The following is a 21,813-nucleotide window of genomic DNA, read 5'->3' on the forward strand; positions in this document are numbered from 1 at the left end:
TAGACACCTTCGCAGACTATGCGACACGCCCCAAAGAGTAAACGCCGCAAAGACCCGGAACTCATGTGATTTACCAAGTCAAGCATCTTCCCGCTGGCCTTCATTTTCTCGCCACTCCGATCGGGAATGCGCGCGATATCACCCTGCGTGCGCTCGATATTCTCGCCTCTGCGGATGTTTTGGCCGCCGAAGACACACGCACTTTGCGCAAATTGATGGAAATCCATGGCGTTCCTCTCAATGGCCGCCACATCTATGCGTATCATGATCACAACGGTGCTCAGGCCCGGCCTCGGTTGATCGCTTTGATGCAAGAAGGCAAATCCGTGGCCTATGCGTCTGAGGCCGGCACACCTTTGGTGGCCGACCCCGGCTTTGTGCTGTGCCGCGAGGCGCTCGCTCAAGGCATTCCTGTGACCTCTGCGCCCGGTCCCTCCGCGATGATTGCGGCTCTGACCATTTCGGGATTGCCCTCTGATCGGTTCCTTTTTGCCGGATTTCCCCCGTCCTCTCGTGGGGCTCGGTTGAAATTCTTTACCTCCTTCGCTCCGGTTCAGGCCACGCTTGGGTTTTATGAAAGCCCAAAGCGGATTCATAAAACGTTAGGAGAATTGTGTGAGACTTTGGGGGGAAACCGACCGGCGGCCTGTGTCGCGAGTTGACCAAGCGGTTTGAAGAAGTGCGAAAGGGCAGTCTGGCGGAGCTTGAGGAAAGCCTGCGCGACAGTCCGGTGAAAGGCGAAATTGTGCTTTTGGTCGGACGCGCAGAGCATGAAGAGATATCCGAGGCCGATCTTGAGGCGGATTTGAGGCGGGCCTTGGAAACGATGTCGGTCAAAGACGCCGCGGCGGAGGTGGCCGAAAAACATGGATTGAAAAAACGCGATGCCTATCAAATGGCGCTCGCGATCACGGATCAAAATTCGCCGCAGTAGGAGAAAAGCGTGTCCTTTGATTTTGTCGGATATGACCCGGTTGCCGCCCGCCAAACGCGCGGGCGCATGGCCTATGAGTTTGGTCACTCCGCCGAAGCTTGCGTAGCGCGCTACTATGAGGCCCAAGGCCATGACTTGGCACATGCGCGGTGGCGCGGCGCGGGTGGGGAAATTGATTTGATCTTCCGCGACGGCGACGGTTTCATTTTTGTCGAGGTCAAAGCCTCAAAAACCCTCAGCGCCGCCGCCGCACATCTGCGTCCAAAACAAATCGCGCGCATTTGCGCCAGTGCCGAAGATTACATTGGCCAACAGCCCAAGGGGCTGCTCACCGATATGCGCATTGATGTGGCTCTGGTCGATGCGTCGGGCCATGTCGAAATTCTTGAAAACGCTCTGATGTAAAAGGCTCATGTGAATTCCCGCACAGGACATTCCCATTGAATGCGCGGCGGGGCTGGTCCATCTAAGAGAAAACCATTCTCGGGAGACGAGCCTTGCCCACACCGAAATCGTTAAAAGTCGCAATTCAGATGGACCCGATCGGTCCGGTCAACATCAACGCCGACAGCACGTTCCGCATCATGGAAGAGGCGCAAAAGCGCGGGCATACGTTGTTTTACTACACGCCGGACCATCTTGCCTTCCAAGAGGGACGGATCACCGCGCGCGGCTGGCCGATTGAGGTGCGCCGGGTTGAGGGCGATCACTACACATTGGGCGAAATGACGGAGGTCGATCTCTCTGATTATGACGTGGTCTGGCTGCGCCAAGATCCGCCGTTCGATATGGGGTATATTACCACGACCCATTTGCTCGACATGATCACGCCCGGCACATTGGTGGTCAACGACCCGTTTTGGGTGCGCAATTACCCGGAAAAACTGCTTGTTCTGAATTTCCCAGAGCTGACCCCGCCGACAGCCATTGCGCGCGATCTCGGGACGATCCGCGCTTTCAAAGAAAAGCACGGCGATATTATTTTGAAGCCGCTTTATGGCAATGGCGGCGCGGGCGTGTTCCGTCTGGACCCAAATGATCGCAATCTATCGTCCCTGCATGAACTTTTCACCGGCCTGTCTCGCGAGCCGATGATCGTTCAGAAATTTTTGCCCGATGTGTCAAACGGCGACAAACGGGTCATCCTTGTCGATGGCGAACCTGTGGGCGCGATCAACCGCGTGCCACAAAAGGGCGAAACCCGGTCTAACATGCATGTCGGTGGTCGGCCCGAAAAGGTCGGATTGACTGATCGCGATCGTGAGATTTGCGCCAAAATCGGCCCGCTTTTGAAAGAAAAAGGTCAGGTTTTTGTCGGCATTGACGTGATCGGTGATTACCTCACCGAGATCAACGTGACCTCGCCCACGGGCATTCAGGAGCTTGAGCGTTTTGACGGAACCAACACGGCGGAGTTGATTTGGCTGGCGATTGAGGCCAAACGCGCATGAGCTACAGGATGCGGGTCCTTGCCAGTGCATTGAGCCCCATCGTGCGCGCCGCGTTTACCCATGCGCAAAACCCAGTGCCCCTGCGTGACGGCATAGATCTGGCCGCGCGGTTGTCCGTACCGGTCACCTTGTCCACCGAAGTGCGCCATGATGCGCTGGGATTTCCGGGTCTGTGGATTCACCCGCCTGACGCGGATGAGGAGCGGGTGATTCTGTTTTTCCACGGCGGCGGCTATGTCGCCGGGAGCCCGCAGACCCATAAACGCTTGGCGTCGCGCTTGGCGCAATTGGCGCGCCGGTCCGTGTTTCTTCCGGCCTATCGTTTGGCCCCTGAACATCCTCTGCCGGCAGCGTTTGAGGACGCTTGTCTGGTCTGGGACGCGCTTTTGGCGTCGGGCTATGCCCCCCAAGACATCAGCCTCGGCGGTGACAGCGCGGGGGGCGGTTTGGCGCTCTCGCTGTTGTCCGAACTCTGTCAACGCGGCACTCCGCCGGCGTCTGCATTCGCATGGTCGCCCTTCACCGACCTGACTCTTTCAAGCCCATCTTTTGTCTCAAATGCCAAACGCGACCATTTTTTTCCGGTCGAACGCGCCCGTGATCTCACTCAAATGATTTTGGGCGACACGGACCCAAATCAGCCACAGGTTTCGCCACTTTTTGCCAGCTTCCCCGATGGTCCGCCGGTACTGCTTCAGGCGTCTGAATGCGAAATCCTGCGCGATGATGCGGTGCGTATGGCGGATCATTTGAACCGACAAGGCGTGGAGGCGACCCTCAGCCTGACCCATGGTGCGCCGCATGTGTGGCACATGTTTGACGGGTTTTTCCCGGAGGCGCGACAGGCCATATCGGAGACCGCCGCGTTCATCATCGCCCATGATCCGCCGCTAATTGAGCGTATTTGACACCACCCGATAGCTCAGTGCCTCGGCCACATGTGGGCGGCGCACGTTCGTTTCGCCGGCAAGATCGGCAATGGTACGCGCCACCCGCATCACCCGGTGATAGCCGCGCGCGGTCAGGCCCAGTTTCTCGGCCGCCATGGTCAAAAGAGTGCGACCCTCCGCATCGGGCGTGGCCGTCTCCTCCAACATTTTCCCTTCGATCTCCGCATTGGTGCGCATGCCTGTGCCCTCCAGCCGCACAGTTTGCAGCCTGCGCGCCTCGGCCACGCGCGCGGCAATCTCAACGGAGCTGTCACCCGACGGCGGCACATCGAGGTCCATAAACTGCACCGGGGGCACTTCGAGCCGCAGATCGAACCGATCCATCAAGGGCCCGGAAATGCGCCCCAAATAATCCTCGCCACATAAAGGCACCTTGGCGCAGGCGCGGGCCGGATCGGGCAGATAGCCGCATTTGCACGGGTTCGCCGCCGCCACCAACATGAACCGCGCCGGATAGCGCATATGGGCATTGGCGCGCGCCACCATGACCTCACCGTTTTCAACCGGCTGGCGCAGGGTTTCCAAGACGGCGCGCGGAAATTCGGGCAATTCGTCCAAAAACAAAACCCCGTTATGCGCCAGGGAAATCTCGCCCGGTTGCGCGCCGCGCCCACCGCCGACGATGGCCGCCATGGAGGCGGTGTGATGCGGTTCGCGAAACGGTCGGGCGCGGGAAATACCGCCTTCGGACAAGAGACCCGCGAGCGAATGAATGATCGAGGTTTCAAGCGCTTCTTGCGCCGACAAGGGGGGTAAAATCGACGGCAATCGAGCCGCCAGCATCGACTTGCCTGACCCCGGCGTGCCGACCAAAAATAGGTGATGCGCGCCCGCAGCGGCAATTTCCATCGCGCGTTTGGCCTTTTCCTGCCCCTTCACATCGCGCATGTCTTTGCGATGCTCGGGCATGGACACTTCGCCCGGCTCTGCGGCATGCAGCGGACGGTCGCCAGTGAAATGGCGTAGCAAATGTGCCAGCGTTTTGGCCCCATAAACCGGCGTCGCGCCAACCCAAGCGGCCTCGGCGCTGCACCCCTCGGGGCAGGCCAGAACGCAGTCCAACTCGGCGGCTTTCAACGCGGCGGGCAGTGCGCCATTGACCGCGACGAGTGAGCCATCAAGGGCCAATTCGCCCAACGAGAGGGTTTTTTCGGCCTGTTCTTCAGGGATCAATCCGGTGGCGGCGAGGATGGCCAAGGCGATGGGTAAATCGAAATGCGAGCCTGCTTTCGGCAGATCAGCAGGGGAGAGGTTGATAACCAATTTTTTCGAAGGCAGGGCGATTTGCATTGACGCCAAAGCCGCGCGGACGCGTTCGCGGGCCTCTGTGACGGCTTTGTCCGGCAGGCCGACGATGGTGAAACTGGGTAGACCGGGTGCGATGGCACATTGAACCTCGACCCGGCGGGCCTCGACGCCTTCGAATGCGACGCTAAAGGTCCGTGCGACCATGATCTACTCTCCCGTGCGAAACGCATTAACCAATCTTAACCAGTGCTACGACGTGCATGGTTAGCAAATGGTTAATACGCTCCGGGTTTCGAGAGAATTATGGCGCAACCGGCCAGTCGGTTTTGGGCAGATCGAGCGCATAGGGCATCGGATCATAGCTGAGTTTGATCCCCTCCGCGCGCCAGGCTTTGAACGCCGTATCGTTCAGATGCGCGGCAACATAGGCTGTGAGGCGCTCAGACACCGGGAGATCATAGCCAGCGATCCGTGCCGCGACCGGGGCGTAAAACGCATCGGCGGCAGAGTAAGCACCAAACAGCCAAGGGCCAGCGCCAGAGAAATGCGCAAAGGCATGGCCCAGCATCGTCTCAAGGCGATCCAGATCGGTCTGAACCGCGTCGGAGACAACAAATCCCTGATATTGATGAAAAAGCTGCATCGGACAGGCAGAGCGCAGGGCGGTAAACCCGGCGTGCATTTCGGACACAAGCCAACGGGCAAACACACGCGCCTCAGGATCGGTGGGCCAAATCCCTGCCTCGGGATGACGCTCCGCCAAGGTTTCGGCCAAGGCGATGCTTTCCCCGATCACCCAGCCTTCGGGCGTGCGCGCGGTGGGCACAAAGCGGGCGGGGGCAAGGGGCGCAAGGTCCTGTTGCATCGTGCCAGTGTAAAGGCCGATCATGTGTTCGCGAAACGGGATGCCGAATTTTTCAAATAAAAGCCAGCCGCGCAGCGACCAGCTTGAAAACCCTTTGTCACCAATGAACAGATCGTAAGCCATATGAAACTCCTTGTGTGTCAGAGCTTATCTTAGATGGGCTTGATGAATCACGAGAAGGGATATTTTTTCATAGTTTTTATCAATATTTGTGATTTATGCGTGTGCAACTCCACGCGCCCTCCAGCCCCTCAGGACAGTCGATCACCGTACAGGACAGCGGATCAATTTGATGCCCCAGCGCTTCATAGGCCGTGCATCCGAGCGCCCTTTGCAACAACGCCAAAATCACCCCCATATGCGCGACCACAATGGTTTCGCCTTGCAAGGCCGCGACACCCGCATGAACGCGGGCAGAAAACCTGTTCCAACTTTCACCACCGGGCGGGGCGATGTCGCCGGGGGTTTCAAACACCCGGCGGGCAAGGTCTGTGTCGCGCTGTTCAATCTGAGCCCAAGACAGATTTTCCCAATCGCCAAAATGGGTTTCACGCAGACGCGGATCATGGGGCAGGCGCGGGCGCTGGCCCTGAATGGCGCTGCCCGTATCGACCGCGCGGCTGAGATCGGAGGAGATCAGCGGCACATGTGGCAAGGCCGCCTCAAGCCGCGCAATCGCCGCCCTGTCCGATAGGTCCGCCGGAAGATCTGTCCAGCCGACAAAGCTTTTGGCATGAGTCGGGCCGTGACGGATCAACCATAATGTGCTCATGTCAAAGCCTCCGGCCTGTCGCCTTTGAGCATAAAGGGCAGCCCGGCCATCACGCCCACTACCATCCCGGCCTCTGCGGCCAAACGCCGATTGAGCCGTCCTTGTTCCACCCGAAACCGACGGGCAAGGGCGTTTTCGGGGACGATGCCCTGACCCACCTCGTTGCTGACAATGACCACCTGCGCCAGACTGGTTTTGAGCGCGGCCAAGAGCGTCTCCGTCTCCTGCGCGATGTCGTGATCGGCCAAAAGATGGTTGGTGAGCCAAAGCGTGGCACAATCAAACAAGAGTATTTGATGTGCCTTTGCCTCTAAAATCACCTGATCGGCCCGAAAAGGTTCTTCGATTGTGCGCCAATTTGGCCCTCTGTTTGTGCGGTGTTGCTCAACCTTTGTGCGCATTTCATCGTCATAGACCTGCGAAGAGGCCAAGTAAACGCGATCTAACCCACTGTGAAAACACAATTTTTCAGCAATGTCAGACTTGCCAGAAGAGGCGCCGCCGAGAACGAGTGTGAAGGGACTGCACATGTTCGTGAAACTCAAAGTCATCCAATTGGGGTACTGTGGTCGTAACAGGAGAAGCCACCGCTCGCAAATGCCCAACGCACATCGCACTCATGGAGGCAGAGCGGCCAAACCTCGGGAGGGTCTTATGGCACTCGATATGACTGTATCAGACAACGCATTGCCACGCCGGGCAATGAAAGCGGAAATGCTTGATCTTGAAACAGAACAGGCATTGGCACGCGCGTGGCGCGATCATGGCGATGAGGCGGCTTTGCACCGTTTGATCACCGCTTATATGCGCTTGGCGATTTCGATGGCGGCCAAATTCAAACGTTACGGCGCGCCGATGAACGATCTTATCCAAGAGGCCGGATTGGGCCTGATGAAAGCGGCGGAGAAATTTGATCCCGACCGCGGCGTGCGGTTTTCGACCTATGCCGCGTGGTGGATCAAGGCCTCGGTCCAAGACTATGTGATGCGCAATTGGTCCTTGGTGCGCACCGGGTCGACCTCTGCGCAAAAGTCGTTGTTTTTCAATATGCGCCGGGTTCAGGCACGGCTGGAACGCGAAGCCTCGACACAGGGCGAGCAACTGGATCATGCGCAATTGTTACAGATGATCGCAATGGATTTGGGCGTGCCCCTTCGCGATGTGGAGATGATGGACGGGCGGCTGTCCGGCTCTGATTTCTCGCTCAACGCGCAACAATCCGGTGATGAGGATGGTCGCGAATGGATCGACCTTTTGGCCGATGAGGGCGACACCGCCGCCGAAATGGTGGGGGAAGAGCATGATCAAAAGCAACTGAAAACATGGCTCAAAGAGTCCATGAGCGAACTTAGCGACCGCGAGCAATTCATTTTACACGCGCGTAAGCTTTCGGATGAGCCGCGCACGCTTGAAAGTCTTGGGGAAGAGTTGGCTTTGTCAAAAGAACGCGTCCGGCAATTGGAGGCCGGGGCTTTGGTCAAAATGCGCAAATCCTTGGAACGTCACGGCGAAGCGCTCTCGCTGCTGTTGAGCTGAGGGTTTGAGTTTGGCTTGAGTTTGTCAAACGCGCACCCTACACCTTTGCCCACCGGAGCGCCTTGGGACAGCGCCTTGAACACAGGGCGGTCTCACGGCAGATCGGGGCAAAGGGGCGTGTGATGTTGAACGGAAAGACCATTCTTTTAATCATCGGCGGCGGGATCGCGGCGTTCAAATCGCTCGATCTGATCCGCCGCTTGCGCGAAGAGGGCGTGCGTGTCGTGCCGGTTCTGACCAAAGCGGCGGAAGAATTCGTGACACCTCTCTCGGCCTCTGCCCTTGCCGCCGAAAAGGTTTACCGCGACCTGTTTGATCTCACTGATGAGGCCGAAATGGGTCATATAGAACTGTCCCGCGCCGCCGATTTGGTTGTGGTTTCTCCGGCAACGGCCGATCTTTTGGGCAAGATGGCCAATGGCTTGGCAAACGATCTGGCCTCGACGCTGTTGATGGCGACGGACAAACGCGTGCTGGTCGCCCCGGCGATGAATGTCCGCATGTGGGAACACCCCGCAACCCAGCGCAATGTGGCAACACTCCAATCCGATGGCGTGCTGTTTGTCGGTCCCGAAGAGGGCACAATGGCCTGTGGTGAATTTGGCCCCGGGCGGCTCTCTGAGACCCCTGACATCATCGGCGCGATCCGTGCGGCTCTGATCGAAGGCCCTCTGGTGGGCAAGCATATCCTTGTCACCTCTGGTCCGACCCATGAGCCGATTGATCCGGTGCGTTACATCGCCAACCGTTCGTCTGGTGCGCAGGGCACGGCCATCGCCGTTGCGCTGCGCGATCTTGGCGCGCAGGTGAGTTTCGTCACCGGCCCCGCCGATGTGCCGCCGCCGCAGGGCGTCACTGTGATCCGCGTCGAGACCGCCCGCGAAATGAAAGCCGCCGTGGAGGCCGCTTTGCCCGCCGATGCCGCCGTCTTTGCCGCCGCAGTGGCGGATTGGCGTGTAAGCTCGGAGAGCGGATCGAAGATTAAAAAAGAAAAAGGCACATTGCCCAGTCTGAGTTTCACTGAGAATCCTGACATCCTTGCGACGGTCAGCCAGATGAGCACGGGGCGCCCCCGGCTTGTGGTCGGCTTTGCCGCCGAAACCGACAATGTTGTGGCCCACGCCACCGCCAAACGGCTGCGCAAAGGTTGCGACTGGATTGTGGCCAATGACGTCTCGCCCGCGACTGGCATCATGGGCGGCACAGAAAATGCGGTTGTATTGATCTCGGACGCGGGCACGGATGTCTGGCCACGGATGAGCAAGGCGGAGGTGGCGCGCCAGTTGGCCCATAAGATCGCCGACCGTTTGAGCGCGGCATTTGCCGTTGAATGAGTATTTGGACAGCGATGAAAACATGACAGTTGATATTAAAATTCAATGGCTTGAAGGCGCTGATCCGGCGATCAAGCCGCCATCTTACGAAACCGAACACGCCGCTGGTGCCGATGTGCGGGCGAATTTTCCGCCGGAGACGCGAGACGTTGGTTTGGTCTTGGAACCCGGTGCGCGCGCCTTGATCCCGACTGGATTTGCGATGGAAATCCCGCCCGGATTTGAGGTGCAGGTCCGGCCCCGTTCGGGGCTTGCGCTCAAACATGGGATTTCCATGGTCAACACGCCGGGCACCATCGATGCCGATTATCGTGGCCCCATTGGCATTTTGTTGATCAATCACGGCTCGGAAACGTTCCACATCCAACATGGCGAGCGCATCGGCCAAATGGTCGTCGCACCTGTGGTGCAGGGGGTCTATTCGGTGGTTGAGACCTTGGGCGATACCGTGCGTGGCACGGGCGGATTTGGCTCGACGGGTCGTCAATAATGATCCCGTTTCTGATCATGGCTGTGGTGCTTTGGGGTGTTGGGGCGGTGACTCATGCCCCCAAACGCGCGCGCTGGGCAATGATCGGCATTTTGTATGTCGCGGTGATCTTGGCGCTGGCCGTGCTGCCAGACGCGCATCCGATGCGAACCACTCTGGGCGGAAGCTTGGCGAGTGGCTGCTTTTGGGCGGTTTTGCCGCTGTGATAATGGCCTATCGGTTTGGCCTGCGCGTCCTGCGGTCGCGGGTTGCACCTGTGGCGGACAGCGAAGCAGAGGGCCCGTTTCGCCCGGCCGAACTGGACCGCTATATGCGCCACATTTTACTTCGCGAAATCGGCGGGCCGGGCCAGAAGAAACTCAAAGAGGCCAAAGTCTTGGTTGTCGGGGCCGGTGGGCTTGGCGCGCCGATTTTGCAATATCTCGCGGCCTCGGGAGTGGGCACCATTGGCGTGATTGACGATGATGTGGTCGAGGCCTCAAATCTGCAACGGCAGGTGATTCATACAGATGCGAACCTTGGTGTGCCGAAAGTATTTTCCGCCGCCGAGGCAATGCGCGCGCAAAACCCGTTTATCGAGGTGCGTCCCTACAATCGCCGTTTTGACGAAAGCTGTGTGGCGCTGATCCGCGAGTATGATTTGGTGCTCGATGGCTCGGACAATTTCGACACGCGATACCTTGTGAATGCGCTTTGCGTGACGGAGAAAACGCCGCTGATTGCGGCGGCGATCACCCAATGGGAAGGTCAAATCAGCACATATAATGCGGCTAAAAATGGCCCATGTTATCAATGCGTGTTCCCTGAACGTCCGGCGGCGGGCATGGTGCCAACCTGTGCCGAGGCGGGTGTGGCGGCTCCTTTGCCGGGCATTTTGGGCACGATGATGGCAATGGAAGCGCTCAAGGAGATCACAGGTGCCGGGCAGGGCCTGATCGGGCGGCTGTTGATCCATGATGCGCTTTACACAGAGACGCGGGTGATCACGGTCAAAAAACGGGAAGACTGTCCGATTTGCGGGAGAAATAGTCACGGATAGCCCTTTTCCTTTGCGGGGGTGCGGCATAGCTTCACTCTCAAAGGAGATATTCATGACCAATCCGCTTTTGTCCGACTGGAATACCCCGTTCAACTTGCCGCCGTTTGAGGCAATCGAGGATGCGCATGTCAAACCAGCGGTCGAGGCCGCATTGGCCGAAGGGCGTGCGGCGGTTCAACTGATCGCAAGCGACCCCGAGGCCCCGACATTCGCCAATACAATCGAGGCCTTGGAGCGCTCGGACAGCACCTTGTCCAAGGTTCTCGGCGTGTTTTACGGCTCAGCGGGGGCGGATGCCAATGATACGCGCGATGCGTTGATGCGGGAATTTTCCCCGATGCTTTCGGCTTACTCTTCTGAAATTACGTCAAATTCGGCGCTGTTTGCGCGAATTGAGACGCTTTGGGAGACCCGCGATACGCTTGACCTAACGCCAGAGCAGGCGCGGGTTTTGATGTTGACCTATCGCTCCTTTGTGCGCTCTGGGGCTAAGCTGGAAGGTCCGCAAAAGGCGCGGATGGCAGAGATCAAATCCAGGCTTGCCACTCTGGGCACTGGGTTTGGGCAAAACCTTTTGGCGGATGAGCGCGACTGGTTCATGTCTCTCACAGAGGCCGATCTTGAGGGCTTGCCGCAATTTGTGATCGACGCGGCACGGGCGGCGGGCGAGGAAAAAGGTGCGGATGGCCCGGTCGTCACCTTGTCGCGCTCGTTGATTGTGCCGTTCATGCAATTTTCGCCACGTCGTGATTTGCGTGAAGCGGCGTTCAAAGCCTGGTCTGCGCGGGGCGAAAATGGCAATGCCAATGACAACCGTGAAAATGCGGCAGAGATTTTGCGTCTGCGCGAAGAGCGCGCCAAATTGCTCGGCTACCCGAGCTTCGCGGCTTATAAATTAGAGACCGAAATGGCCAAAACACCGGAGGCCGTGCGCGAGTTGTTGATGCGGGTCTGGGCCCCAGCCAAAGAAGCCGCTGAGCGCGACGGTGCTATTTTGGCCGAAATGATGGCGAAAGACGGGATCAACGGCCCGTTGGAGCCGTGGGATTGGCGCTATTATTCGGCGATCCGGCGCAAGGCGGAGCATGATCTCGATGAGGCGGAGTTGAAGCCCTATTTGCAATTGGACCGGATGATTGAAGCTGCATTCGCCTGTGCGCATCGGCTGTTTGGCCTCGACTTTGAGCCGTTGGATGTCACCACCTATCACCCCGATGCGCGGGCGTGGAATGTGACCCGTGATGGCAAACATATCGCCGTCTTTATCGGTGATTATTTCGCGCGTGGATCGAAGCGCTCGGGCGCATGGTGTACCGCAATGCGCAGCCAACAAAAGCTCGAAGGGGACATCCGTCCCATCGTCCTCAACGTGTGCAATTTTGCCAAACCGTCAAAAGGAGAAGCGGCATTGCTGTCCTATGACGATGCCCGCACCTTGTTTCATGAATTCGGCCACGCCCTGCACCAGATGCTGTCAAATGTGACTTATGGCTCGATTTCGGGCACCTCTGTGGCGCGTGATTTCGTTGAATTGCCAAGTCAGCTTTTTGAACATTGGTTGGAAGTGCCTGAGGTGCTTGAAGAATTCGCGACCCATGCCAAAACCGGTGCGCCGATGCCGCGCAACATGTTGGATCGGTTGTTGGCCGCACAGACCTATGATCAAGGCTTTGCCACGGTGGAATATATTGCCTCGGCCTTGGTTGATCTTGATTTCCATGATGGCGATGCGCCTGCGGACCCGATGGTTGCACAGGCCGAAACTTTGGCGCGGATCGGTTTGCCCCGCGCGGTGACCATGCGCCACGCCACGCCGCATTTCGCTCATATCTTTTCCGGCGACGGCTATAGCGCCGGATATTATAGCTATATGTGGTCAGAGGTCATGGATGCCGATGCGTTTGAGGCCTTTGAGGAAAAGGGCGCGTTCGACCCGGAAACGGCGCGGCTTTTGGAGGAACACATTCTGTCCAAAGGCGGCTCACAAGACGCAGAGGCTCTCTACACTGCGTTTCGGGGTCGGATGCCAGGCGTCGAGGCGTTGTTGAAAGGGCGGGGGTTGTTCACCGCCTGAGTGGGTTAATCCGCCTCGCCCCACACGTCCTTGTGGATGATCACATCGGCGTTGGGGTAGGCGGTGACGATGTGGTGTTTGAGGCTTGCGGAAATCGCGTGGGCCTCACGCAGCGTCTGGTCGCCATTCAATTCGATATGGATGTTCACAAACGGTTTTGACCCCGCCATGCGGGTTTTCAGATCATGGAATGCGTGGATTTCCGGGTAGGATTTGGCCATGTTTTCGATGTTGTCGATCATATCCTGAGGCGCCGAGCGATCCATCAACGCATCCCAAGCCGATTTGCCAATGCGCAGAGCGCCGACCACCAAAATCCCAGCGGCGGCCAAGGCGACGACAGAGTCGATCTGATGCATGCCAAAGGCTTTGGCGGCAAAAAGCGCCACAATCGCCCCGATGTTTGGCACCAGATCCCCGACGTAATGCAGGCTGTCGGCGCTGACGACTTTCGATTTGGTCAGCCGCGCCACGCGCCTTTGCCAGAGCACAAGCGCGATGGTTAAAACGATCGACAAGACCATGACCGCAATGCCCGCGCCTTCGGCCTGAACTTCGACCGGGGCAGTGGAGAGCAGACGCCGGGTTGAGGTCACGGCGATGATCGCGGCAGAGACCAAAATGAACGCGGATTGGGCCAGCGCTGCGAGGTCTTCGGCGGAGGTGTGACCAAAGGCATGGTCGTCGTCAGGCGGGCGCGAGGCGTAATAAATCGCCATCAATCCGCCCAAGGCGATCATCAAATCCATGCCGCTGTCGGCCAAAGACGCCGCAATTGAGAGCGAGCCGGTTTGCCCCAAGGCCCAGAGCTTTGCGATGATCAAAATCGTCGCGACAGAGACAGAGGCCAGCCCCGCCGAAATATTCAAACGCGTGTCGCGCATAGGATTGTCCTTTCGCCCTAAGGCTTAGAAGGCGTTAGTCGAGCATCAGCTTGTCACGCACACGCGCCCAAGCACGGGGAGCGAAATTGTCTTTGGCGGGTTCAAGGCACTGCTTTTCCAAGAACCAGTTGAAAAACCCTGAATAGTCAAAAGAGGACATTGTTTCAGGGCCAAAACCTATCGCATCCCGCAATTCAGATATGTTTCGTGGGGTAAGCGTGGCGTGCCAATAATCGCTTTTGCCACAGGTGACCACCGGCTTTCGTTGCATCAAGGCTTCAAACCCGGCAGAGGAGTTTTGCGTGATCACGACGCGCGCCGCTTCGATCAGATCGTGAACCGAGGCGTCGCTCACTTTGACATTCGGATGATCGGCACAGATTTCAAGGATGTGCCTGCGTCCCAATTTACCCTGATGCGGATGCGGTTTCACATAGACCACCGCATCGCGATCAAATTCAGCGGCGGTGACAATCATCTCTTTCGTCGTGAGATAATGCGTGCGCGGGGTCTCATTTTCGATGGCCTGACACAGGATCGTCGCCGTCGCGGGCCGCAAAGGCGCATCCATGCGCGGCTCCTGACCCAATTTGGAGACATTTTCGCGCAACATAAACCCAGTCACGCCATTGAAAAAATAATCCGCCTGTTCCCGATCCACCTCATGTTCGGGAAAACGGGAAAAGCGCAGCGAACTGTTGGCGCCATGGCCCAGCTCGTCGAAATACCAAAATCCCCACAGATAAGAGGGATAGGCATGAAGAACCGTCGGGCCAAACATCGCCGGGCCACCGACGATGATATGGAGATGATTTTCCAGCAAAAGCGCACGAGAGGTGCGGCTGTCGCCCTCCACCAAATAGGGGGTGATGCCCTCACGGGTCAGCTTTGGCAGAAGTTTGGTGAAAAAATCGTGACGCTCGTGGCCAATCGCGTCAAACCAACTGCCAAAACCATGCACGACACAGGATTTAACGCCCTTTGGAATGTTGCGGGCGGCGAGGGGGGATTTGAGCTGTTCCATACCGGCTCACTCCAAAATTTCGTTTGAACGCACACCCCAAAGGCCCGATTTCAACACCCAGCCCTTATAGCCCGAGGCTGAGACTTTGCACCATGAGATGTTGCATTCCAACAGTCGCAAAATCACGCCTTTCTCGGCCTGTGCCGTCAAACGCGATCCGGTGTCAGGCCGCGAAAACAAATCTACAGTGCCATCCGTCACGAGCGCTGTCCGCACCCCGGAAATCAGCGAGTAATGCAGCCATCCAGTCGCGCCTTCCATGTCGCGGACACGCCGCCAATGACCATATTCGGCAATGACTTCAAGCGGGTAGTTGCGTTTTGTGAAAATCCAGTCAATCCGGTGCGACAGCGATGGCCCACGACGCACATTGGCCTCATTGGCCTTGAGCGAGACGAAGCGCGGCAACGGCAGGTTGGTGGCCGATCCGCGCGTTGGGCCTGTTTGTGGCATCTGCTCGATCGGCGGGGCGGTTGGATTTTGCACGGTATCTTCGGCGGCAGAAACCGGGGCCAAACCGAGGAAACATGTCAATGTCATGAGGCAAACCCCGCGTAAAAGCGGGGTGAGGCGATGAAACCCATAAGAGGAGCCACTGGATACCATTGTGAAATCTGACCTGCTCATGAAAAGAAGGCGTGCCTTGCGCGCCAGCGTGTCACGGAACTTATCCTTTACGCCTTGCCGGGATGCAATCCAGTTTGCCAGTATGGGGGCGAAAAAGAAAGGAAGAGGTGCGGTTATGGTGCAGGGTCGGCTAAAGGTCGTGGTCACGCGCGCGTTGCCTGAAGTGGTCGAGACGCGGATGATGGAACTCTTCGATGTGGAGCTCAATCAAGATGACGTCAAACTGTCGCGTGAGGCGCTGATTGCGGCGATGCAGCGGGCCGATGTTTTGGTGCCCTGTGTCACGGATCGGTTGGATGCGGAGATGTTGGGGCAGGCGGGGGAGCGGTTGAAACTGATCGCCAATTACGGCGCGGGTGTCGATCATATCGACACGATCACCGCCCATAATCGCGGCATCCTTGTCACCAACACGCCCGGCGTGGTGACGGAGGACACCGCCGATATGGTCATGGCGCTGATCCTCGCCGTCACGCGGCGTATCCCCGAAGGGCAGGCGGTGATGCAGGCGGGCAATTGGGGCGGTTGGGCTCCGACCGCCTTTATGGGGCAACGCTTGTCTGGCAAGCGGCTTGGGATTTTGGGGATGGGTCGCATTGGACAAGCTGTCGCGCGCCGGGCCCATGCCTTTGGCCTCTCGGTACAGTATCATAACCGGCGCAGACTTCACCCCGATGTTGAAGCGCGGTTTGAGGCCACCTATTGGGACAGCCTTGATCAGATGTTGAGCCGCGTCGATATCCTCTCGATCAACTGCCCGCACACGCCCTCAACCTTTCACCAAATCAATGCAAGGCGGTTAAAATTGATGAAGCCGACGGCGGTGATTGTGAACACCTCGCGCGGCGAAGTGATTGACGAAAACGCCTGACGCGGGGCTTGCGCTCTGGCGATATTGGCGGCGCGGGCTTGGATGTGTTTGAGCATGGCCACCAGATCAATCCGCGCCTGCGCGAACTGCCCAATGTGGTTTTGCTACCCCATATGGGCTCGGCGACGGTCGAAGGGCGGATCGAAATGGGGGAAAAGGTGCTGCTGAACATTCACACCTTTGCCGATGGTCACCGGCCGCCGGATATGGTGTTGCCGTCCATGCTTTGAGTGGTCTCACCGCGCCCCTCGGTGAAGGGCGCGGTGTCTCGGATAGCAGATCAATGATCGCGCTGATCCTTGATAAACGTGCCGTTGTTGAGCTCCTGCATCGCCAGCATCAACTCTTCGCGTGTGTTCATCACGATCGGTCCATGCCAGGCCACAGGTTCCTCAATCGGCTGACCCGAAACCAACAGAAACCGCACGCCCTCAGGCCCGGCGTTTACCACGATCTCATTGCCGGTGTCGAAAGTCACCAAGGTGCGGTTGCCCGACATGTCGCGGATGTTGATTTCCGCGCCATTCACCTCTTTCTCCACCCGCACGCCGTAGGGATTGGACGCATCGCGGAAGGAGCCAGCGCCGGCAAACACATAGGCAAAGGTGTTGGCATAGGTATCAACCGGCAACACTTTGCGGGTGTTCGGCGGCACGGAAATGTCGAGGTACAGCGGGTCCGCCGCCACCCCATCCACAGGTCCGTGTTTGCCCCAAAATGAGCCGGTGACAATTTTCACCTTGGTGCCGTCATCGTCAATGATCTCGGGAATATCATGGGCCTGAATGTCCTGATAGCGCGGCGCAGTCATTTTCAAACTGGAGGGCAGGTTGGCCCAAAGCTGAAACCCATGCATCTGACCACGGGCATTCCCGCGCGGCATTTCCTGGTGCATGATGCCGGAGCCTGCCGTCATCCATTGCACCGATCCTGCGCCCAAAACGCCTTTGTTTCCAAGGCTGTCGCCATGTTCGACCTCGCCATCCAAAACATAGGTGATGGTCTCGATGCCGCGGTGCGGGTGCCAGGGAAAGCCCTTTTCAAACTGTTTCGGATCGTCGTTGCGAAAGTCGTCGAACAACAAAAACGGGTCAAACTCGCGCGGTTTGTGAAACCCGAATGCACGGTAAAGATGAACGCCTGCGCCCTCTAGGGTCGCCTGGCCAAGGGATGTCGATTTTACGGGACGAAACGTCATGATGAGTCTCCTTGTTCTGTTGCCTCATCATGTGGTGATTTTTGTCTGTGCGTAAATATCCGCGCGCGAACTGGCTGTGTGCGTCTGTGCGCAGATCAGGCCGGGCGGAGTATTTTCACTGCAATGAAAACGGTGCCAGAAAAGCGAAGCTGTGTCCCGGCCGCTGGTTCATGGCGCTGTGGCGTCACCAGAACGGTTTGGGCCCACGGGCCGGGAGTCTTCACCGCAGGCGGTCATCTTCATCGCAGGCGGTCATCGGCTCTCCAGCCTGTACCGCGCCTTCAGCCTGACACGTTAACCTTAGCGCACGCCTAACACAGGCTTCATTGTAGCCCAAATACTCAAACAAAAGCGCCCCGAAGGGCGCTCTGTCTTTTTCTGGGCTTATTTCTTGTTGGAGCCGTAGACGTTGGCCGTTCCCGGAAAGGCCCGCGATCTGACCTCGGCGGCATATTCCGCCACGGCTTCGTTGATTGCATCACCCATGGCGCCATATTTTTTGACAAATTTTGGCACCCATTCGTTGAGGCCCAACATATCCTCCATAACAAGGATCTGACCGTCACAGGTCTTTGATGCCCCGATTCCAATGGTCGGCACGTCAATGGCTTTGGTGATTTTGTCCGCGAGCGGCTCCACGACACCCTCGACCACGATGGCAAAAGCGCCTGCTTCGGCCACGGCGATCGCGTCATCAATGTGGATTTGCCAGGTGTCTTCGTCGCGGCCCTGGGTTTTGAACCCGCCCATGACGTTGGTCGATTGCGGGGTCAAGCCGATGTGGCCCATCACCGGAATGCCACGTTCGGTCAGGAATTTAACCGTCTCTGCCATGCGCGCGCCGCCTTCGAGTTTGACGGCCTGACATTGGGTTTCTTTCATGATCGTGGCGGCATTGCGAAACGCCTGCGACGGGCTTTCCTCATAGGAACCAAAGGGCATATCGACCACGATCAACGCGCGTTTGGTGCCGCGCACCACGGCCTTGCCATGCATGATCATCAATTCCAAAGACACGCCAACGGTGCTTTCCATCCCGTGCATCACCATGCCGAGGCTGTCGCCGACAAGCAGAAAATCACAATGTTTTTCGGCAATTGCGGCGGTGTGCGCATGATATGAGGTAAGCGACACGATGGGCTCGCCGCCTTTGCGGTCTCGGATTTGCGGCACCGTCACGCGGCGGATGGTTTCGGTCTGTATGGACATGGGTTCCTCCTGAGTTCGGGGATCTGGGCCGAACTTACGTCGGGTCTGCGACCCGTTGGTCGATCAATAGCACATCGCCAAAGCGCGCGGCGAGCAAGATCACGGCGGGGCGTTCAATCAGCCCCTCGATCGGTTCCAGCGTGGCGGCGTCGCGCACATCGACGCTCTCGATGGTGGCGCGCGGTTCGCGAGAGATAAAGGTGCGGATGTCCGCCTCAAGCTGATCCGCCGTGCGCCCGTCCGACGCCTCATAGGCGCCATAAGCCAGCGCTTTGTTGAGGATCAGTGCCGCTTGGCGATCCTCAGGCGTCAGGCGGACATTGCGCGACGACATTGCCAGCCCATCGACCTCACGCACCGTGGGCACGCCGTGAATCTCAATCGGCATATCAAGATCGCGGACCATGGTTTTGATCACCAAAAGCTGTTGGTAATCCTTTTCGCCAAAAAACGCGTGATCTGCGCCGGTGATGTTAAAAAGTTTCGTCACCACCGTGCAGACACCTTTGTAATGGCCGGGCCGAAGCGCGCCCATCAACAGGTGCTCGAGCTGCTCGGTCACAACGGTGGTCTGTTTCTCTGGGTGATACATTTCCTCCGCACTGGGGCAAAACACCGCATCCACACCGGCCGCTTCCAAAAGCGCGAAATCGCGGGCCTCGTCGCGCGGGTAGGCGTCAAGATCGGAGGGGTCGCCAAACTGGGTCGGATTGACGAAAATCGATACAATCACCCGGTCAGAGGCGGCCTGCGCCGCGTGCACCAATGTCAGATGCCCGTCATGCAAATAGCCCATGGTTGGCACCAATCCGACCGTCTCGCCCGCGCCGTGAAACGCGGCGACGGCCTCGCGGATGTCGCGTTTGCTTCGACAAATTTTCAATAGATGTCCTCCCAACCCACAGCTTACTTGGCGCAGACCTTACAAAGCTTGCGGCACTGCGGCAAGCGGCTGCCCGTTTTCTGTGCGCGTTGGGTTCTCACTGTGTTTCATCAAATGTCCCTAAGCCTTCCCAATTCTCGCCATGTTTTGTTGCGATATTGATGACGATAGCGGTTAAAACGGTAGAATTGTCCAATGGGAACCTTTGGTAAAGCACTCAGTCTGATCAGTTTTGTGGTCGGGATCACGATTTCGATCTTGGTTTATTTGCAGTATTCTGAGGCGCAAAGCGGGATGATGAAAGCCGTCTCGAGCAATATGTCGGTGACGGGCTCGTATTGGCAGGGCGATGACGAGGATGAGGCACCGACCTGTCCACAATGCGGGTTGCCGCGCCGAAAGGCGGATCTGCGGCGAAAACCTTTGAGATTGAGCATGTCGATGCGTCTACGGAGACCGGGACGATTGTCTATGATGATGGCACCGGAGCGTTTGGCGAAGACGTGGACGCCGCTGAGCCAGAAGGGCTTGGTGCACCCGAAGACGCCACCTTTGGTGAATTGGCGAAATACTATTTTGAAATGGCGAGCATCTGGTTGTTTGGCGAGCCTAAAGACACGTTGAAAATGGACTGCAAAGCCAAAGAAGGCGGTGGCAAGGTCTGTAATGTGTCGCGCGGCTAAAGCCGGTGGTGCGGGAGAAACGAAAATGGCGCGAGGCGGGATTCCCGCGCCGTTTTGTTTTTGAGTAGCTTAGGCGTTAGACAATTCGTCCCAACATTCCAAAGCCTTGGCCGCATACATCAACACCGGACCACCGCCCATCTGGACGCCGATGGCCAACATTTCGGACAATTCTTCGCGGGTGCCGCCATGTTTCATCAATGCCTCGACGTGAAAGCCGACACAGGGTTCGCAACGCACACCTATGGCAATGGCCAGCGCCACCAATTCCTTGGTTTTGGCGTCAAGCGCATCGCCTTCCATTGCCGCTTTTGACATCGCGCCAAATCCCACCGGGATGTTGCGATTGGCTTTGTTGAGGGCGCGCAATGCTTCGCGCATGGATTCGTTTTTTTCAGCCCAAGACATGGGACTCTCCTTTGTTCGCGGGTCTTATATTGGTGCTATCTGTGGCATGAGAGTCGTGGCGCGACCTTGATCCGCATCAATCAAATTCGGGGAATTGAATGAGATTTGCGCGGTTTGCGGGTCCCCTCGCGCAGATCTTACCATAAAAAGCCCGCGCCGATCTCTCGGCGCGGGCCATAATCCGTCAATCGCGCAAGGCTTATTGCGGAATGTCGCCGCTCAGGCCTTCGACGTAAAAGTTCATGCCTGCGAGCGTGCCATCATCGGCCACTTCGCCATCGGCCAGCCAGACAGAGCCGTCTTGTTTGTTCAGAGGCCCGGTGAACGGGTGATACTCGCCCGCTGCAATGCTGTCGCGCAGGGCTTCGGCTTCGGCTTTGATGTCGGCGGGAACGGCGGAGGAAATCTCGCCAATGCCGACCATGCCCGCGCCGATGCCGTCCCATGTGTTGTCCGTTTCCCATGTGCCATCCATCACCGCCTGAACGCGTTCGATGTAATAGGGAGCCCAGACGTCGATGATCGAAGAAATCCGCGGCATCGGGCCATATTCGGCCATGTCGGCGGCTTGGCCAAAGGTGTAGACATTGCCGGCCTTTTGGGCGGCGGCTTGCGGGGCGGTCGAATCCGTATGCTGCAAAATCACGTCCGCGCCTTGGTCGATCAGGGCCTGTGCCGCATCGGATTCTTTTGCCGGATCGAACCATGTGTAGGCCCAGACCACGTTAAACTCGACATCCGGGTTAACCTTTTTGGCATGGATATAGGCGGAATTGATGCCACGAATAACCTCGGGGATCGGGAAGGAGGCGATATAGCCGACCTTGTTCGACTTGGTCATTTTCCCGGCCAAATAACCCTGAACCGCGCGGCCTTCATAGAAACGTGCGGAGTAGACTCCGAGGTTCGGCGCGGTTTTATATCCGGTTGCGTGTTCGAACTTCACGTTCGGGAATTTCGCCGCCACGTTGACGGTCGGGTCCATATAGCCGAACGAGGTGGTGAAAATCAGATCGGCACCGGACAGCGCCATTTGCGTCAAGACCCGCTCGGAATCGGCCCCTTCTGGCACGGACTCTTGTACGACGATTTCAACCGCATCGCCAAAATGCGCGGCCATTTCCTCCGCCGCTTCGTGGTGGTGTTGCGACCAGCCGCCATCATTTTTCGGACCAACATAGATAAAGCCAACTTTGACTTTGTCTGCGGCAAAGGACGGTGCGGCAAGACCGAGCGCCAGCACGGAGGCAGTGGCTGCGGTCAGCAAGGTTCTACGTTTCATCTTTGAACTCCCTGTTCGTTTAAAATCACCTCACGCGGAGGCTAAACCTGT

General features: G+C 57.8%; 20 protein-coding genes and 3 pseudogenes. 11 read left to right on the plus strand and 12 right to left on the minus strand.

Features of this window, described 5'->3' with window-relative positions; genetic code table 11:
* Positions 1-65: 65 nt before the first annotated feature.
* The 4 genes and pseudogenes from rsmI (at position 66) to C8029_RS09640 (ending at position 3,293) form a co-directional block, all read left to right on the plus strand.
* Positions 66-934, plus strand: a pseudogene (gene rsmI, locus C8029_RS09625) (16S rRNA (cytidine(1402)-2'-O)-methyltransferase).
* A 9-nt stretch (positions 935-943) separates the two neighbouring features.
* Positions 944-1,339 carry a YraN family protein gene (locus C8029_RS09630; RefSeq protein WP_193217631.1) on the plus strand — a complete coding sequence of 132 codons (396 nt, stop codon included), beginning with the start codon at positions 944-946 and terminating at the stop codon, positions 1,337-1,339.
* 92 nt (positions 1,340-1,431) lie between these two features.
* The gene (gshB, locus tag C8029_RS09635) at positions 1,432-2,385 is read left to right on the plus strand and encodes a glutathione synthase (RefSeq protein WP_226946296.1); all 954 of its coding nucleotides are present in this window, start codon (positions 1,432-1,434) and stop codon (positions 2,383-2,385) included.
* Positions 2,382-3,293, plus strand: coding sequence for an alpha/beta hydrolase (locus tag C8029_RS09640; protein WP_009573345.1), 912 nt, complete (start codon positions 2,382-2,384; stop codon positions 3,291-3,293). Before gshB ends, C8029_RS09640 begins: the two co-directional genes overlap by 4 nt.
* Here the strand turns inward: C8029_RS09640 and C8029_RS09645 are convergent.
* The 4 genes from C8029_RS09645 to cobU form a co-directional block, all read right to left on the minus strand.
* Positions 3,276-4,787, minus strand: coding sequence for a YifB family Mg chelatase-like AAA ATPase (locus C8029_RS09645; protein ID WP_152002820.1), 1,512 nt, complete (start codon positions 4,785-4,787; stop codon positions 3,276-3,278). The two genes, C8029_RS09640 and C8029_RS09645, sit on opposite strands and share 18 nt — an antisense overlap.
* A gap of 97 nt (positions 4,788-4,884) precedes the next feature.
* Positions 4,885-5,571, minus strand: coding sequence for a glutathione S-transferase (locus tag C8029_RS09650; protein WP_152002821.1), 687 nt, complete (start codon positions 5,569-5,571; stop codon positions 4,885-4,887).
* A gap of 79 nt (positions 5,572-5,650) precedes the next feature.
* Positions 5,651-6,220: a histidine phosphatase family protein gene (locus tag C8029_RS09655; RefSeq protein ID WP_152002822.1), complete on the minus strand. Its 570-nt coding sequence runs from the start codon at positions 6,218-6,220 to the stop codon at positions 5,651-5,653.
* Positions 6,217-6,771 carry a bifunctional adenosylcobinamide kinase/adenosylcobinamide-phosphate guanylyltransferase gene (gene cobU / locus C8029_RS09660; RefSeq protein ID WP_339636992.1) on the minus strand — a complete coding sequence of 185 codons (555 nt, stop codon included), beginning with the start codon at positions 6,769-6,771 and terminating at the stop codon, positions 6,217-6,219. The genes C8029_RS09655 and cobU overlap by 4 nt, the downstream gene beginning before the upstream one ends.
* 103 nt (positions 6,772-6,874) lie before the next feature.
* Here cobU and C8029_RS09665 point away from each other — a divergent pair, with 103 nt between their 5' ends.
* From C8029_RS09665 to C8029_RS09685, 5 genes and pseudogenes are all read left to right on the plus strand, one after another.
* Positions 6,875-7,756 carry an RNA polymerase factor sigma-32 gene (locus tag C8029_RS09665; RefSeq protein WP_009573340.1) on the plus strand — a complete coding sequence of 294 codons (882 nt, stop codon included), beginning with the start codon at positions 6,875-6,877 and terminating at the stop codon, positions 7,754-7,756.
* A 122-nt stretch (positions 7,757-7,878) separates the two neighbouring features.
* On the plus strand, positions 7,879-9,090 hold the full coding sequence (gene coaBC, locus C8029_RS09670; protein WP_009573339.1) for a bifunctional phosphopantothenoylcysteine decarboxylase/phosphopantothenate--cysteine ligase CoaBC: 1,212 nt from the start codon (positions 7,879-7,881) through the stop codon (positions 9,088-9,090).
* A 22-nt stretch (positions 9,091-9,112) separates the two neighbouring features.
* A complete protein-coding gene (gene dut, locus C8029_RS09675; RefSeq protein ID WP_040402844.1) occupies positions 9,113-9,580 on the plus strand; it encodes a dUTP diphosphatase in 468 nt (155 codons plus the stop codon).
* Positions 9,580-10,619: pseudogene (locus C8029_RS09680) on the plus strand (HesA/MoeB/ThiF family protein). Before dut ends, C8029_RS09680 begins: the two are co-directional and overlap by 1 nt.
* Before the next feature lie 52 nt (positions 10,620-10,671).
* Positions 10,672-12,693 (plus strand): M3 family metallopeptidase, encoded by a 2,022-nt coding sequence (locus tag C8029_RS09685; RefSeq protein WP_009573334.1) that lies wholly within the window; start codon positions 10,672-10,674, stop codon positions 12,691-12,693.
* A 5-nt stretch (positions 12,694-12,698) separates the two neighbouring features.
* Here C8029_RS09685 and C8029_RS09690 read toward each other — a convergent pair whose 3' ends face one another.
* Genes C8029_RS09690 through C8029_RS09700 form a run of 3 tightly spaced genes read right to left on the minus strand, consistent with a single transcriptional unit; the run spans position 12,699 to position 15,207 of the window.
* Positions 12,699-13,577, minus strand: coding sequence for a cation diffusion facilitator family transporter (locus tag C8029_RS09690; RefSeq protein ID WP_009573332.1), 879 nt, complete (start codon positions 13,575-13,577; stop codon positions 12,699-12,701).
* Between the two features lie 34 nt (positions 13,578-13,611).
* The gene (locus C8029_RS09695) at positions 13,612-14,601 is read right to left on the minus strand and encodes a capsular polysaccharide export protein, LipB/KpsS family (RefSeq protein ID WP_009573330.1); all 990 of its coding nucleotides are present in this window, start codon (positions 14,599-14,601) and stop codon (positions 13,612-13,614) included.
* A gap of 6 nt (positions 14,602-14,607) precedes the next feature.
* Positions 14,608-15,207, minus strand: coding sequence for an SH3 domain-containing protein (locus C8029_RS09700; protein ID WP_009573329.1), 600 nt, complete (start codon positions 15,205-15,207; stop codon positions 14,608-14,610).
* 136 nt (positions 15,208-15,343) lie between these two features.
* On the opposite strand from C8029_RS09700, the pseudogene C8029_RS09705 reads away from it, so the two are divergent.
* Positions 15,344-16,329, plus strand: a pseudogene (locus C8029_RS09705) (2-hydroxyacid dehydrogenase).
* 50 nt (positions 16,330-16,379) lie between these two features.
* On the opposite strand, the gene C8029_RS09710 reads toward C8029_RS09705, so the two are convergent.
* From C8029_RS09710 to panC, 3 genes are all read right to left on the minus strand, one after another.
* Positions 16,380-17,297: a pirin family protein gene (locus tag C8029_RS09710; protein ID WP_152002823.1), complete on the minus strand. Its 918-nt coding sequence runs from the start codon at positions 17,295-17,297 to the stop codon at positions 16,380-16,382.
* A 384-nt stretch (positions 17,298-17,681) separates the two neighbouring features.
* Positions 17,682-18,506, minus strand: a complete 825-nt coding sequence (panB, locus tag C8029_RS09715) for a 3-methyl-2-oxobutanoate hydroxymethyltransferase (protein WP_009573326.1) — start codon at positions 18,504-18,506, stop codon at positions 17,682-17,684.
* Between the two features lie 34 nt (positions 18,507-18,540).
* A complete protein-coding gene (panC, locus tag C8029_RS09720) occupies positions 18,541-19,389 on the minus strand; it encodes a pantoate--beta-alanine ligase (protein ID WP_152002824.1) in 849 nt (282 codons plus the stop codon).
* A gap of 380 nt (positions 19,390-19,769) precedes the next feature.
* On the opposite strand from panC, the gene C8029_RS09725 reads away from it, so the two are divergent.
* Complete coding sequence (locus C8029_RS09725) at positions 19,770-20,072, plus strand: hypothetical protein (protein WP_152002825.1); 303 nt, start codon at positions 19,770-19,772, stop codon at positions 20,070-20,072.
* Positions 20,073-20,141: 69 nt separating this feature from the next.
* On the opposite strand, the gene C8029_RS09730 is transcribed toward C8029_RS09725, so the two are convergent.
* Both C8029_RS09730 and C8029_RS09735 read right to left on the minus strand, forming a co-directional pair.
* Positions 20,142-20,480 (minus strand): carboxymuconolactone decarboxylase family protein, encoded by a 339-nt coding sequence (locus C8029_RS09730; protein ID WP_009573323.1) that lies wholly within the window; start codon positions 20,478-20,480, stop codon positions 20,142-20,144.
* Between the two features lie 199 nt (positions 20,481-20,679).
* Complete coding sequence (locus C8029_RS09735) at positions 20,680-21,762, minus strand: BMP family ABC transporter substrate-binding protein (RefSeq protein ID WP_152002826.1); 1,083 nt, start codon at positions 21,760-21,762, stop codon at positions 20,680-20,682.
* Between the last annotated feature and the right edge of the window lie 51 nt (positions 21,763-21,813).

Origin of the sequence: Roseobacter sp. TSBP12 (assembly GCF_009129705.1) — a bacterium.
GTDB classification, from domain to species: Bacteria; Pseudomonadota; Alphaproteobacteria; order Rhodobacterales; family Rhodobacteraceae; genus Celeribacter; species Celeribacter baekdonensis_A.

What these genes read in the sequence shown, in the direction of transcription:
- C8029_RS09640 (WP_009573345.1), top strand. Translation starts at nt 2,382, where the DNA reads ATGAGCTACAGGATGCGGGTCCTTGCCAGTGCATTGAGCCCCATCGTG.
- C8029_RS09645 (WP_152002820.1), bottom strand. Translation starts at nt 4,787, where the DNA reads ATGGTCGCACGGACCTTTAGCGTCGCATTCGAAGGCGTCGAGGCCCGC.
- C8029_RS09650 (WP_152002821.1), bottom strand. Translation starts at nt 5,571, where the DNA reads ATGGCTTACGATCTGTTCATTGGTGACAAAGGGTTTTCAAGCTGGTCG.
- C8029_RS09655 (WP_152002822.1), bottom strand. Translation starts at nt 6,220, where the DNA reads ATGAGCACATTATGGTTGATCCGTCACGGCCCGACTCATGCCAAAAGC.
- cobU (WP_339636992.1), bottom strand. Translation starts at nt 6,771, where the DNA reads ATGACTTTGAGTTTCACGAACATGTGCAGTCCCTTCACACTCGTTCTC.
- C8029_RS09665 (WP_009573340.1), top strand. Translation starts at nt 6,875, where the DNA reads ATGGCACTCGATATGACTGTATCAGACAACGCATTGCCACGCCGGGCA.
- coaBC (WP_009573339.1), top strand. Translation starts at nt 7,879, where the DNA reads ATGTTGAACGGAAAGACCATTCTTTTAATCATCGGCGGCGGGATCGCG.
- dut (WP_040402844.1), top strand. Translation starts at nt 9,113, where the DNA reads ATGACAGTTGATATTAAAATTCAATGGCTTGAAGGCGCTGATCCGGCG.
- C8029_RS09685 (WP_009573334.1), top strand. Translation starts at nt 10,672, where the DNA reads ATGACCAATCCGCTTTTGTCCGACTGGAATACCCCGTTCAACTTGCCG.
- C8029_RS09690 (WP_009573332.1), bottom strand. Translation starts at nt 13,577, where the DNA reads ATGCGCGACACGCGTTTGAATATTTCGGCGGGGCTGGCCTCTGTCTCT.
- C8029_RS09695 (WP_009573330.1), bottom strand. Translation starts at nt 14,601, where the DNA reads ATGGAACAGCTCAAATCCCCCCTCGCCGCCCGCAACATTCCAAAGGGC.
- C8029_RS09700 (WP_009573329.1), bottom strand. Translation starts at nt 15,207, where the DNA reads ATGGTATCCAGTGGCTCCTCTTATGGGTTTCATCGCCTCACCCCGCTT.
- C8029_RS09710 (WP_152002823.1), bottom strand. Translation starts at nt 17,297, where the DNA reads ATGACGTTTCGTCCCGTAAAATCGACATCCCTTGGCCAGGCGACCCTA.
- panB (WP_009573326.1), bottom strand. Translation starts at nt 18,506, where the DNA reads ATGTCCATACAGACCGAAACCATCCGCCGCGTGACGGTGCCGCAAATC.
- C8029_RS09725 (WP_152002825.1), top strand. Translation starts at nt 19,770, where the DNA reads ATGCGGGTTGCCGCGCCGAAAGGCGGATCTGCGGCGAAAACCTTTGAG.
- C8029_RS09730 (WP_009573323.1), bottom strand. Translation starts at nt 20,480, where the DNA reads ATGTCTTGGGCTGAAAAAAACGAATCCATGCGCGAAGCATTGCGCGCC.
- C8029_RS09735 (WP_152002826.1), bottom strand. Translation starts at nt 21,762, where the DNA reads ATGAAACGTAGAACCTTGCTGACCGCAGCCACTGCCTCCGTGCTGGCG.